This window comes from Serratia sp. 121840015-1 (genome assembly GCF_053627655.1).
In genome coordinates this window covers 242,081-255,162 of record NZ_JBSEYF010000001.1, presented here as the reverse complement: position 1 = coordinate 255,162, position 13,082 = coordinate 242,081, and the positions used below count along the sequence as shown (strand labels likewise).

Genomic DNA, 13,082 nt, shown 5'->3' with positions numbered 1-13,082 from the left:
TTAAATAAATCAATTTAATTATTATATACCCACGCGGGAGAATAGCCCCATCGATTTTCTACCCGAGCGCATCGCCATGAGATTCCTACCCGATCGTTTTACCCTGACGCTGATCGCCACCGTGCTGCTGGCTTCTTTCCTGCCGGCGCGCGGCGAGTTCGTCGGCTGGCTCAACGCCCTGACCATCGCCGCCATCGCCCTGCTGTTCTTCATGCACGGCGCCAAGCTGTCGCGCGAGGCCATCCTGGCCGGCAGCAATAACTGGCGGCTGCATCTGTGGGTGATGTTCAGCACCTTCATCATTTTTCCGGCGCTGGGGATGCTGTTCGCCTGGTGGACGCCGATCGACGTCAGCCCCGAGCTGTACGCCGGTTTCATCTACCTGTGCATCCTGCCCGCCACCGTGCAGTCGGCCATCGCCTTCACCTCGCTGGCGGGCGGTAACGTGGCGGCGGCGGTGTGCAGCGCCTCCGCCTCCAGCCTGCTGGGGATCTTCGTATCGCCGCTGTTGGTCGGCCTGCTGATGAACGTGCACGGCGATACCGGCAGCCTGCGGCAGGTGGGCTCGATCGTGCTGCAGCTGCTGGTGCCGTTCGTCGCCGGCCACCTGCTGCGGCCGCTGATCGGCGGCTGGATCGAGCGCCATCGCCCGCTGATCGGCAAAACCGACCAGACCTCGATTCTGCTGGTGGTGTACGCCGCCTTCAGCGAGGCGGTCACGCACGGCATCTGGCATCAGGTGGGGATCGGTTCGCTGGCGTTTATCGTCGGCGGCAGCATCGTGCTGCTGGCGATCGTGCTGGTGGTGAACACCTACATGGCGCGCTGGCTCGGGTTCAGCAAGGCGGACGAGATCACCATCGTGTTCTGCGGTTCGAAGAAAAGCCTGGCGAACGGCATTCCAATGGCCAATATCCTGTTCCCGGCGGCGACGGTGGGGATCATGGTGCTGCCGCTGATGGTGTTCCATCAGGTGCAGTTGATGACCTGTGCGGTGCTGGCGAAAAGGTATCAGCGCAAGCAGCGGGCGCAACAGGCGGTGCCCAACGCCAACGTGCAGGCATCGCGCGGGTAAAAAAAGACGGGCCGAGGCCCGTCAGATCAGCTTTTTTTCAGCGGCTTGACCAAGTGGTCAAGCCCTTCGATTTTAATCGCCAACGTCATCTCCATCAGCATGCCGAGCTTGCCTTTGGGGAATTCGCCCTTGCGGGCGAACCACAGCAGGTACTCTTCGGGCAGGTCGATCAGCACCCGCCCCTGGTACTTGCCGAACGGCATCACGGTATTGGCGATCTCCAGCAGGTTTTCCTTTTCCATCAGTCACCCAGCAGGCGGATCATTTCCGCTTCGTCGATCACGGCGATACCCAGCTCCTGCGCCTTCGCCAGCTTGGAGCCGGCCGCTTCGCCGGCGATCACCAAATCGGTTTTCTTCGACACGCTGCCGCTGACCTTGGCGCCCAGCGCCGTCAGGCGATCTTTGGCCTCGTCGCGCGACAGCTGGCTCAGCGAGCCGGTCAGTACCACGGTTTTGCCGGCGAACGGGCTGTCTATCTCTTCCGCGACCACCACCACCGGCGCCGGCCAGTGGATGCCGATCTCGGCGCCCACCAGCTCGTCGATCACCTGCTGATTGAGCGCTTCATCGAGGAAATTGCGGGTGTGTTTGGCCACCACTTCGCCGACGTCCGGCACCTCTTTCAGCGCCTCGATATCGGCGGCGAACAGCTTCTCGAGCGATCCGAAATGCGCCGCCAGGTTGGCGGCGGTCGCCTCGCCGACCTCGCGAATGCCCAGCGCATACAGGAAGCGAGCGAAGGTGGTCTGTTTGGATTTCTCCAGCGCATTGACCAGGTTCTGCGCCGATTTCGGCCCCATGCGATCCAGGCCGGTCAGAATGCCGGCGGACAGACGGAACAGATCGGCCGGGTTCTTCACGTACTCTTTGTCCACCAGCTGCTCGATGATCTTGTCGCCCATGCCTTCAACGTCCAGCGCGCGGCGGGAAACGAAGTGCTTCAACGCCTCTTTGCGCTGCGCGCCGCAGATAAGACCGCCGGTGCAGCGCGCTACCGCCTCGCCTTCCACGCGCTCAACGTCGGAGCCGCACACCGGGCAGTGCAGCGGGAACACCACTTCGCGCGCATCCTGTGGCCGACGATCTTCCAGCACCCCCACCACCTGCGGGATGACGTCGCCGGCGCGGCGCACGATCACCGTATCGCCGATGCGCAGCCCCAGACGCTCAATTTCATCGGCGTTGTGCAAGGTGGCGTTGCTGACGGTCACCCCGGCTACCAGCACCGGCTCAAGGCGCGCCACCGGCGTAATCGCGCCGGTGCGGCCAACCTGAAACTCCACTTCGCGCACCACGGTGATCTGCTCCTGCGCCGGGAATTTGAACGCCGTCGCCCAGCGCGGCGCACGCGCCACGAAGCCCAGCGTTTCCTGCAGATCGATATCGTCAATCTTGATCACCACGCCGTCGATGTCGAAACCGAGCTGCGCGCGGTCCTGCTCGACCTGGCGATAAAACGCCAGCACTTCCTCGCTGCCGGTGCGGCGTTGGGCGCGATCGCTGACCGGCAGGCCCCAGGCCTTGAACTGCATCAGGCGCTCAAAGTGGCTGCGCGGCAGCTCGCCGCCTTCCAGCAGGCCGACGCCGTAGCAGAAGAAGGTCAGCGGGCGTTTGGCAGTAATGCGCGGATCGAGCTGGCGCAGCGAACCGGCGGCGGCGTTGCGCGGGTTGGCGAACACCTTGCCGTCTTTGCGGCGGGCTTCTTCGTTCATCTGTTCAAAACCGGCCTGCGGCATGAACACCTCGCCGCGCACTTCCAGGCGGCGCGGGATGTTGTCGCCGGTCAGGCGCAGCGGGATGGCGCGAATGGTGCGCACGTTGGTGGTGATGTTCTCGCCGGTGGTGCCGTCGCCGCGCGTCGCCGCGCGCACCAGCTCACCGTCTTCGTACAGCAGGCTGACCGCCAGGCCGTCCAGCTTCAGCTCGCAGCAGAAGGTCAGCGGATCGCTGCTTTTGAGCCTATCCTGCACGCGCTTGTAAAACGCCAGGAAGCTTTCTTCGTCGAACACGTTGTCCAGCGACAGCATCGGCACTTCGTGACGCACCTGGTCGAACGCCGCCAGCGGCGCGGCGCCCACGCGCTGGGTCGGTGAATCGGCGGTGACCCACTCCGGATGCGCGCTCTCCAGTTCGCGCAGTTCGCGCATCAGGCGGTCATATTCCGCATCCGGCACTTCCGGCGCATCCAGCACATGATACTGGTATTCATGATGGCGCAGTGTGGCTCGTAGTTGATTGATTTGTTGGATTATCGATTCCATGGCTCACCATCAAAGATAAAAAACCCCCGGCTAGCGGGGGCTTTGTTGTTACGGATGTTCAGTGCGCGCGGCAACCCGGTCAGGCGTTGTTTTCCAACACTTCACGGATACGCGCTTTGTAGGTTTCCAGCTTCTGCGGCGTCATCATGCGGCGCTCGTCGTCCAGCACCACGCCGCCCACGTCGTCGGCGATGCGCTGTGCCGACTGCAGCATCAGCTTGAAGTTCTGATTGGCGTCGCCGTAAGACGGCACCATCATGAACATCGACACGCCCGGCGTGGAGAAATCGGACATCATGTCAGGATCGAACGACCCCGGCTTGACCATGTTCGCCAGGCTGAACAGCACCGGGCCGCTGCCGGCCGGGCTGATATGGCGGTGGAAGATGCCCATCTCGCCAAACTGGAAGCCCGCCTGCAACACGCTCTGCAGCAGCACTTCGCCGCCGATTACGCCGCCCTGATGGGCCGCGACGTGCAGCACCAGCACGGTCTCTTTCAGCTTGGCCTGAATGGGCGCAGCCGCCGGCTGTTGTGGCTGTGGCGCAGGCTCCTGCGCCGGCTTCACTTCCGGCGCCTGCTGCACAGGGGCCGGCTCGGCGTGGAATGCCGGTTCCGCCCCCTGCGGCGCCTCATGTTCATGCGGCAGATCGTCGACGCGCGGCTCACGGCGCGCGGCCGGTTGCGGTTGCTGCGGCTCGGCCTGTTCTTCGTTCGGCGCGTAGTTGTTCAGCAGGATGTCATCATACTCCGGCCGCTGAGACAGCGGAGGCGGCGTCTGATGGGCAGCCGGCTGAACGGCGCGGGGCGCAGGCGCAGCCGCCGGAGCGGGCTTCGGCGCGGCCACGGGTTCTTCGCGTGCGGCATCGAAATGGCCGAATGACGGCTCGTCTTGCGGGTGAGCGGCGCGTACGCGCACCTCACCGACGCCTTCTTCGAGATCGTCGATCGGAGTTTGTTCACGTTCCTTTTGGGAACGTTTGGCTGGGCGATCGCGGAAGAGCGCTGACCGTTCTTTGCGACTGGTCCACAGACCGTGCAATAACAGCGCTATTATGGCGATCGCGCCAACAACGATTAATATCAGACGCAAATCCTGCATCATTGCTATCTCTGTTGTTCCAATACATTGCCACCGCGGCAAACATTCACTCTTTAACTCTATTTGCCCGCGCACACAAGTGCAAGTCCGTGCTGAACTTTATGCCAATAAAGATGATTATACTGCCTTTTTCTGCTGGTTTTTCAGCCAACCCTACCCTAGCCAGTGGAAAATCATCCCTATATGATAATGATGCCTGTTCAGACAACGAGATAACTTAAGATATGTCCTATACGCAGCCCCCTGCCCGCTCAACCAGCGGCATTCACTATTTCGCCGAAGGCTGGCGCCTGATTTCGCGCCCGGGGATTAAACGCTATGTGGTCCTGCCGTTGCTGGTCAACGTGCTGCTGATGGGCTCCGCTTTCTGGTGGCTGTTCAGCCGGCTCGGCGACTGGATCCCGGCGATGATGAGCCACGTTCCCGACTGGCTGCAATGGTTGAGCTACCTGCTGTGGCCGCTGGCGGTCATTTCGGTGCTGCTGGTGTTCAGCTATCTGTTCAGCACCATCACCAATCTGATTGCGGCGCCGTTCTGCGGCCTGCTGGCCGAGCAGCTCGAAGGCAGCCTGACCGGCAAACCGCTGCCGGACACCGGCCTGCTCGGCATCGCCAAAGATCTGCCACGCATCATGGCGCGCGAATGGCGCAAGCTGATGTATTACCTGCCGCGCGCGCTGCTGCTGCTGGCGCTGTACTTCGTGCCCGGCATCGGCCAGACGGTGGCGCCGGTGCTATGGTTCCTGTTCAGCGCCTGGATGCTGGCGATCCAGTATTGCGACTACCCGTTTGACAACCACAAGGTGAGCTTTGCCGACATGCGCCGCGCCTTGCGCCAGCACAAAACCGACAACCTGCAGTTCGGCGCGCTGGTCAGCCTGTTCACCATGATCCCGATCCTCAACCTGGTGATCCTGCCGGTCGCCGTCTGCGGCGCCACCGCGATGTGGGTCGATCGCTACCGCTCGCAATTCGTCCGATAACCGCCGCTTTTTACCGCCGATAGCGCGGGAATTTTCGACAGGGCGCGCATTTCGCGCCCTTATCATTGTGCTTAAAACTTATTTCCTAATAACATATAGATATACCAATTCTTTACTTCCCTGCCGGTACTGTTAGCGTATGCTTTCGATGTTCCCCACATTTTCATAGAGTTAAAGGACGGGCTATGAGCAAGATATATGAAGACAACTCATTAACAATCGGCCATACGCCGCTGGTTCGTCTGAACCGTATCGGCAACGGACGCATTCTGGCCAAGGTTGAATCACGCAACCCGAGCTTCAGCGTCAAATGCCGCATCGGTGCCAATATGATTTGGGATGCGGAACAACGTGGTGTGCTGACCGCCGGTAAAGAGCTGGTGGAGCCGACCAGCGGCAACACCGGCATCGCGCTGGCCTTCGTGGCCGCCGCGCGCGGTTACAAGCTGACGCTGACCATGCCGGAAACCATGAGCATCGAGCGCCGCAAGCTGCTCAAGGCGCTCGGCGCCAATCTGGTGCTGACCGAAGGGGCGAAAGGCATGAAAGGCGCTATCGCCAAGGCCGAAGAGATCGTCGCCACCGATCCGAACCGTTACCTGATCCTGCAACAGTTCAGCAACCCGGCCAACCCGGCCATCCATGAAAAAACCACCGGCCCGGAAATCTGGGAAGACACCGACGGTGAAGTCGACGTGTTCATCTCCGGCGTCGGCACCGGCGGCACGCTGACAGGCGTCAGCCGCTACATCAAGAACACTAAAGGCAAGGCCATCACTACCGTGGCGGTCGAGCCGACCGACTCGCCGGTCATCAGCCAGGCGCTGGCCGGTGAAGAGCTGAAACCGGGCCCGCACAAGATCCAGGGCATCGGCGCCGGCTTCATTCCAGGCAACCTCGATCTGGACCTGGTGGATCGCGTCGAGAAGGTCTCCAACGACGAAGCCATCAGCATGGCGCGTCGCCTGATGGACGAAGAAGGCATCCTGGCGGGCATTTCCTCGGGCGCAGCGGTCGTGGCGGCGGTGAAACTGGCCGAAGAACCGGCGTTCGCCGACAAGACCATCGTGGTGATCCTGCCCTCTTCCGGCGAACGTTATCTGAGCACCGCGCTGTTTGCCGATCTGTTCACCGAGCAGGAATTGCAGCAGTAATTCCACCACTGCACAAATCGCTAAAAAAGCACCCTGCGGGGTGCTTTTTTGTGGACTGGATCAAACTTTATAGCAGTCCAAGATTGCTTTTGCCCGTCGGCTTTAGTATTTAACGGTGCATTATTTCGATGCGCAAAATTAATCACCCCCCGAGCCCGGTCAAGGCTGAATCGATTTACTCATCTGTCGCCGACGCGTCGAATCGGGCATAATGGGGAGCGGATTGGAACGACGTCTAAAGCCGAGTTTTTTGATCTGAAGTGCCTAACGCGTCGTTTTCTGTTGCATCAACGTTCGCCCCTGTCCATAGTCAGGCGCTATAACCAGACAAGCTAAAGTTAGGCCCCTGGGCTAAACTTTAGCTCCACAACATTAATCCAATAAGTTGGGGAAACATCAATGTTCCAGCAAGAAGTTACTATTACCGCTCCGAATGGTCTGCATACTCGCCCTGCCGCTCAGTTCGTTAAAGAAGCCAAAGGCTTCACGTCTGACATCACCGTGACCTCCAACGGCAAAAGCGCCAGCGCTAAAAGCCTGTTCAAACTGCAAACTCTGGGGCTGACTCAAGGGACCGTAGTGACCATCTCCGCTGAAGGTGAAGACGAGCAGAAAGCCGTTGAGCACTTGGTAAAACTGATGGCAGAGCTTGAGTAATCGGCCCGTCTTTTTAGTTAACACCAGTCAAGAGTAAGGTAGGGTTATGATTTCAGGCATTTTAGTATCACCGGGCATCGCTTTTGGTAAGGCTCTCTTGCTGAAAGAAGACGACATTGTCATCAACCGGAAAAAAATCTCTGCTGATCAAGTAGAGCAGGAAGTCTCGCGTTTTCTGGCCGGCCGCGCGAAAGCGTCCGAACAGCTGGAAGCGATCAAGACCAAAGCTGGCGAAACCTTCGGCGAAGAGAAGGAAGCTATCTTCGAAGGCCACATCATGTTGCTGGAAGACGAAGAGCTTGAGCAGGAAATCATAGCCCTAATCAAAGACGATCTGGCCTCCGCAGACGCCGCCGCCTACACCGTGATCGAAGGTCAGGCGAAAGCGCTGGAAGAGCTGGACGACGAATACCTGAAAGAGCGCGCCGCCGACGTGCGCGACATCGGTAAGCGCCTGCTGCAGAACATCCTGGGCATGCCGATCGTCGATCTGGGCTCCATTCAGGACGAAGTGATCCTGGTGGCCACCGATCTGACCCCGTCAGAGACCGCGCAGCTGAACCTGGACAAAGTGCTGGGCTTCATTACCGATCTCGGCGGCCGGACTTCCCACACCTCTATCATGGCGCGCTCCCTGGAGCTGCCGGCGATCGTCGGTACCAGCGACGTGACCAAGCAGGTGAAAAACGACGACTACCTGATTCTGGATGCGGTTAACAACAAAATTTACGTTAACCCGACCGCTGACGTTATCGATCAGCTGAAAGCCGCCCAGAACCAATACATCACCGAGAAAAACGATCTGGCCAAGCTGAAGGACCTGCCGGCGATTACGCTGGACGGCCATCAGGTTGAAGTCTGCGCCAACATCGGCACCGTGCGCGACGTCGCGGGTGCAGAGCGCAACGGCGCGGAAGGCGTCGGCCTGTATCGTACCGAGTTCCTGTTCATGGACCGCGACTCGCTGCCGACCGAAGACGAGCAGTTCCAGGCTTATAAAGCCGTGGCGGAAGCCATGGGCTCGCAGGCCGTGATCGTCCGTACCATGGACATCGGCGGCGACAAAGACCTGCCGTACATGAACCTGCCGAAGGAAGAGAACCCGTTCCTCGGCTGGCGCGCCATCCGCATCGCGATGGACCGCCGTGAAATCCTGCACGCCCAGCTGCGCGCTATCCTGCGCGCCTCGGCGTTCGGCAAACTGCGCATCATGTTCCCGATGATCATCTCCGTGGAAGAAGTGCGCGATCTGAAAGGCGAAATCGAGACGCTGAAAGCGCAGCTGCGCGAAGAAGGCAAGGCGTTTGACGAGAGCATCGAAGTGGGCGTGATGGTGGAAACACCGGCTGCGGCGGTCATTGCTCACCACCTGGCGAAAGAAGTCGACTTCTTTAGTATTGGGACAAACGATCTAACCCAGTATACTCTGGCGGTAGATCGCGGCAACGAGCTGATTTCTCATCTCTATAACCCGATGTCCCCATCAGTGCTTGGCCTGATCAAACAGGTTATTGATGCATCTCACGCGGAAGGCAAGTGGACCGGCATGTGCGGCGAACTGGCTGGCGATGAGCGTGCTACACTGTTGTTATTGGGCATGGGGCTGGATGAGTTCAGCATGAGTGCGATTTCAATCCCGCGCATCAAGAAAATTATTCGTAACACGAATTTCGAAGATGTGAAGGCGTTGGCAGCGCAGGCCTTGGCACAGCCAACGGCACAAGACCTGATGAATTGCGTCAATAAATTCATCGAAGAAAAAACGCTCTGCTAAACTTCCACGACACTGGAACGCCGCCCAATTTAATGCTTAGGAGAAGATCATGGGTTTGTTCGATAAACTGAAATCTCTGGTTTCTGATGACAAGAAAGACACGGGCACTATCGAGATCGTCGCTCCCCTTTCTGGCGAAATCGTCAATATCGAAGATGTGCCGGACGTAGTGTTCGCTGAAAAAATCGTTGGCGACGGTATCGCCATCAAACCGGCCGGCAACAAAATGGTTGCTCCGGTTGACGGCACCATCGGCAAGATTTTCGAAACCAACCATGCATTCTCTATCGAATCCGACAGCGGCATTGAGCTGTTCGTCCACTTCGGCATCGATACCGTAGAACTGAAAGGCGAAGGCTTCAAACGCATTGCCGAAGAAGGTCAGCGCGTCAAGAAAGGTGACGTGGTTATCGAGTTCAACCTGCCTCTGCTGGAAGAGAAAGCCAAGTCTACCCTGACGCCGGTCGTTATCTCCAACATGGACGAGATCAAAGAGCTGATCAAACTGTCCGGCAGCGTGACCGTTGGCGAAACCCCGATCATCCGCATCAAGAAGTAATCGCGAATGAGCAAGAAAAACGGCGCCCTCGGCGCCGTTTTTTTTATATCCTTCGTCTTTCGAACCGCAGCGTTGTTGGCCGCACGTGCTCCCCCCTGTCACTTACCGGAGTAAGCTCCCGGGGATTCCCCCGCTTGCCGCCTAGCTGCAATTCGAAATCCTTTGGGCATGCCGCGGATAATAGACGTTATCGGCGCAGGCAGTTTGAACATGGACAGCGCGCAACCTTCGGAGCGTACACGCAGTACGTGACGAAGGCGAGCACTGCCCTAGTTCAAAATGGCAAGTAAGATAGTCTATTATTGCCAGCGCGGGATACGCAGGGTAATGACCAGCCCCTCTTTATCGCCGTTGCGCGCCTCAACCTGGCCGCCGTGCGCCAGCACCACCTTGCGGGTGATCGCCAGCCCCAGGCCGTACCCCTTGCCCGACAGCGCCGACTTCACGCGCACGAACGGATCGAAAATGCTCGACAGCTTCGCCTCCTCGACTCCCGGCCCCTGATCGCTGACCGCGATCTGGAACTGGTTATCAACGCGCGTCAGCGCCACCGTCACCCGCTGGCCGTGGCTGGAAAAGCGCAGCGCATTGCGCACGATGTTGTCCACCGCTCGCCGCATCAGCTCCGCATTGCCCTTGACGGTGTACTCCACGTCCGACTCGGCCTGCAGCACGATATCCACGCCGGGCACCTGCGCCTCGTAGCGTGCATCGCTCACCACCGCATCCACCAGGCCGTACAGATCGAAATACTCCTCGTCCGGCAGGCTGCTGTGTTCGGCGCGCGACAGCGCCAGCAGCTCGCCGATCATCTTATCCAGCCGCCCCGACTCGTGTTCGATGCGCTTGAGCGAGGTTTCGACGTTGCCGGCATTCTGCCGCGCCAGGCCGATCGCCAGCTGCAGGCGCGCCAGCGGCGAACGCAGCTCGTGTGAAACGTCGTGCAACAGCTGCTCGCGGGCGCTGACCAGCAGCTCCAGCCGCTCGGCCATGGTGTCGAAATCGCGCGCCACGTCGGACAGCTCGTCATGACGGCGGCGCATTTTCGGGAACAGCCGCACCGACAGATCGCCCTGCGCCACCCGATCCAGACCGCCGCGCAGCTGACGCATCGGCCGGGTCAGGTTCCAGGCCAGCACGGCGCTGAACAGCAAACCGCCCAGCCCGCCGACCCACAGCATCGGCGCAGGAATGTTGAAGAAATGGGAACGCCGCTCCGGCCGATACTCTTCCCGCAGCCCGCGCACGTTATAGCTCAGCCAGTATCCCTGCCCTTCCCCGGTCTGCACCCAGGCAGAGATTTCCTGCGGCATCCGCCGCCCTTCAAATGCCGGTTCTTCCGGCGCGGGCGGCGGCGGTTGGGTCATCGGCGTCACCGACAACAGGCGTCGATCGTCCTCGGGCCAGTCGCGCATCAGGGCTTCCAGCGCCGGCATGCCGCCGCTGCGCAACTGGGTAGCCGCCGAGGTCAGCTGCAGGCCGATGACCCGCCGCGCCATGGCGTTCTCCGGCGGCACATAGCGGTCGCCATACAAAGAAAACGCCACCCACAGGGCCTGCGTCATGATGAGGAAGGTCAGCCAAAAGCCGAGCAAAATTTTCCAGAACAGTCTTCCGCGCATGTCAGGTTACCGAATGCGATAGCCGATGCTGCGCACCGTCTCGATGCTCAGCGTATTGCCGGCCAGCGCGCTCAGCTTCTGGCGGATATTGCTGATATGCACGTCCACGCTGCGATCATAGGCCTCGCGCGGGCGCCCCAGCCCCTTCTCGGACAATTCATCCTTCGACACCACGCGATCCGGCGCGCGCAGCAACAGCTCCAGCAGATTGAATTCCGAAGCGGTCAGATCAAACGCCTTACCGCGCCATTCGCTGCTGCGGGTTGAAGGGTTCAGCGTCAGCTCGCCGAAGCTGATGGCGGCTTCGTCGTCCGCCTCCTGCGGCCGCTCTTCGAAACGGCGCAGCACCGCGCGCAGACGCGCCACCAATTCGCGCGGGTAGCAAGGTTTGGGCATGTAATCGTCGGCGCCCATCTCCAGGCCAATCACCCGATCGATGTTGTCGCCTTTGGCGGTCAGCATGATGATCGGCAGCCGGCTCTTTTTACGCACGTCGCGCAGCACGTCGATGCCGCTCATGTCCGGCAGCATGATATCGAGGATCATCGCGGTATAGTCGCCCGACAGCGCGCCCTCTACCCCCGCCTTGCCGGTCAGCACCAGCGTGGCGTCGAAGCCTTCGCCCGTCAGGTATTCGCTCAGCATGGTGCCAAGCTCCAGGTCATCGTCGACCAGTAAAATTTTCATGCCTTGCTCCTTCACCGATTTTCGTTATTTTCCCGCCAATTCCGCCGGCCCGCAGCCGGTTTTACTCAATCCTTACACATCGCGGTTCGCGTCTCGCCATCGTTAGTGTGGCTGCTGTCGCGCAATTTCTCTACTTCTGTCAGGGTATTGGCATGCCGACAGGCGCCGGCCACCGCGCAGGCGGGCCGGCTATACCGTCGGTCAAAAGGGAAGTGAGAAGGGTTTTCCCGGCGGAACACGCCTCCGGGAGGGCACATTCAGTCGAACACGCCGGTAGAGAGGTAACGGTCACCGCGATCGCAGACGATCGCCACCACGACGCTGCCGGGATGGGCCGCCGCGACGCGCAGGGCGCCGGCTACCGCGCCGCCGGAGCTGACGCCGCAGAAGATGCCTTCACGCTGCGCCAGCTGGCGCATGGTCTGCTCGGCATCGCGCTGCTCGATATCCAGCACCTGATCCACCAGCTCCGGGCGGAAAATGCCCGGCAGGTAAGCGGGCGCCCAACGGCGAATGCCGGGGATGCTGCTGCCTTCGGCCGGCTGCAGGCCGATGATCTGCACCTGCGGATTCTGGCTCTTCAGGTAACCGCCCACGCCGGTAATGGTACCGGTGGTGCCCATGCTGGAAACGAAGTGCGTGATGCGTCCTTCGGTCTGGCGCCAAATCTCCGGGCCGGTGGTGGTGAAGTGGGCGTAGGGATTGTCGAGATTGTTGAACTGATCCAGCACCTTTCCCTGCCCCTGGCGCTGCATCTCCAGCGCCAGATCGCGCGCCCCTTCCATCCCCTGCTCACGGCTGACCAGGATCAGCTCGGCGCCGTACGCACGCATCGCCGCCTGCCGCTCCAGGCTCATGTTCTCCGGCATCAGCAGCTTCAGCGTATAACCTTTGAGCGCGGCGATCATCGCCAGCGCAATGCCGGTATTGCCGCTGGTGGCCTCGATCAGCACGTCGCCGGGCTTGATCTCGCCGCGCAGCTCCGCCTGCTGGATCATCGCCAACGCAGCGCGATCCTTCACCGATCCCGCCGGGTTATTGCCTTCCAGTTTGACCCATACCTCGCTGCCCGCCTGGGCGGCCAGCCGTTGCAGTTGTACCAGCGGGGTGTTCCCGATGCATTGTTCGAGCGTTGTCACGATCTTTGCCTGTGTGTTGGTGTGCGTAAAGTAAAAAGGCAACCCGGGGGTTGCCTTGAAGAAAAGG

Annotated in this window: 12 protein-coding genes; 6 read left to right on the top strand and 6 right to left on the bottom strand. The window is 60.4% G+C overall.

The window, feature by feature from the left end:
* Window positions 1–76 precede the first annotated feature (76 nt).
* A complete protein-coding gene (locus ACUXAC_RS01200) occupies window positions 77–1,075 on the top strand; it encodes a bile acid:sodium symporter family protein (RefSeq protein ID WP_421115177.1) in 999 nt (332 codons plus the stop codon).
* A gap of 26 nt (window positions 1,076–1,101) precedes the next feature.
* On the opposite strand, the gene ACUXAC_RS01195 is transcribed toward ACUXAC_RS01200, so the two are convergent.
* The 3 genes from ACUXAC_RS01195 to zipA all read right to left on the bottom strand — a co-directional run bounded on the left by ACUXAC_RS01195 (window position 1,102) and on the right by zipA (window position 4,443).
* Window positions 1,102–1,317: a DUF3820 family protein gene (locus ACUXAC_RS01195; RefSeq protein ID WP_004936441.1), complete on the bottom strand. Its 216-nt coding sequence runs from the start codon at window positions 1,315–1,317 to the stop codon at window positions 1,102–1,104.
* The gene (gene ligA, locus ACUXAC_RS01190) at window positions 1,317–3,338 is read right to left on the bottom strand and encodes an NAD-dependent DNA ligase LigA (protein WP_060419842.1); all 2,022 of its coding nucleotides are present in this window, start codon (window positions 3,336–3,338) and stop codon (window positions 1,317–1,319) included. The genes ACUXAC_RS01195 and ligA overlap by 1 nt, the downstream gene beginning before the upstream one ends.
* Window positions 3,339–3,417: 79 nt before the next feature.
* Window positions 3,418–4,443, bottom strand: coding sequence for a cell division protein ZipA (gene zipA / locus ACUXAC_RS01185; protein WP_149571667.1), 1,026 nt, complete (start codon window positions 4,441–4,443; stop codon window positions 3,418–3,420).
* A gap of 221 nt (window positions 4,444–4,664) precedes the next feature.
* Between zipA and cysZ the strand changes: the two genes are divergently transcribed.
* The 5 genes from cysZ (at window position 4,665) to crr (ending at window position 9,567) form a co-directional block, all read left to right on the top strand.
* Window positions 4,665–5,423, top strand: a complete 759-nt coding sequence (gene cysZ / locus ACUXAC_RS01180) for a sulfate transporter CysZ (RefSeq protein ID WP_049198406.1) — start codon at window positions 4,665–4,667, stop codon at window positions 5,421–5,423.
* A gap of 185 nt (window positions 5,424–5,608) precedes the next feature.
* A complete protein-coding gene (gene cysK / locus ACUXAC_RS01175; protein WP_038881303.1) occupies window positions 5,609–6,577 on the top strand; it encodes a cysteine synthase A in 969 nt (322 codons plus the stop codon).
* Between the two features lie 399 nt (window positions 6,578–6,976).
* Window positions 6,977–7,234: a phosphocarrier protein Hpr gene (gene ptsH, locus ACUXAC_RS01170; RefSeq protein ID WP_004936458.1), complete on the top strand. Its 258-nt coding sequence runs from the start codon at window positions 6,977–6,979 to the stop codon at window positions 7,232–7,234.
* A 46-nt stretch (window positions 7,235–7,280) separates the two neighbouring features.
* On the top strand, window positions 7,281–9,008 hold the full coding sequence (gene ptsI / locus ACUXAC_RS01165) for a phosphoenolpyruvate-protein phosphotransferase PtsI (protein ID WP_015378671.1): 1,728 nt from the start codon (window positions 7,281–7,283) through the stop codon (window positions 9,006–9,008).
* 49 nt (window positions 9,009–9,057) lie between these two features.
* Entirely contained in the window at window positions 9,058–9,567 is a 510-nt protein-coding gene (crr, locus tag ACUXAC_RS01160; protein WP_004936467.1) for a PTS glucose transporter subunit IIA, read from the top strand.
* Window positions 9,568–9,866: 299 nt separating this feature from the next.
* On the opposite strand, the gene ACUXAC_RS01155 is transcribed toward crr, so the two are convergent.
* The 3 genes from ACUXAC_RS01155 to cysM form a co-directional block, all read right to left on the bottom strand.
* A complete protein-coding gene (locus tag ACUXAC_RS01155; protein WP_308343151.1) occupies window positions 9,867–11,189 on the bottom strand; it encodes an ATP-binding protein in 1,323 nt (440 codons plus the stop codon).
* Between the two features lie 6 nt (window positions 11,190–11,195).
* Window positions 11,196–11,876, bottom strand: a complete 681-nt coding sequence (locus ACUXAC_RS01150; RefSeq protein WP_038881296.1) for a response regulator transcription factor — start codon at window positions 11,874–11,876, stop codon at window positions 11,196–11,198.
* Between the two features lie 257 nt (window positions 11,877–12,133).
* Window positions 12,134–13,015 carry a cysteine synthase CysM gene (gene cysM / locus ACUXAC_RS01145; RefSeq protein WP_033638551.1) on the bottom strand — a complete coding sequence of 294 codons (882 nt, stop codon included), beginning with the start codon at window positions 13,013–13,015 and terminating at the stop codon, window positions 12,134–12,136.
* Window positions 13,016–13,082 lie beyond the last annotated feature (67 nt).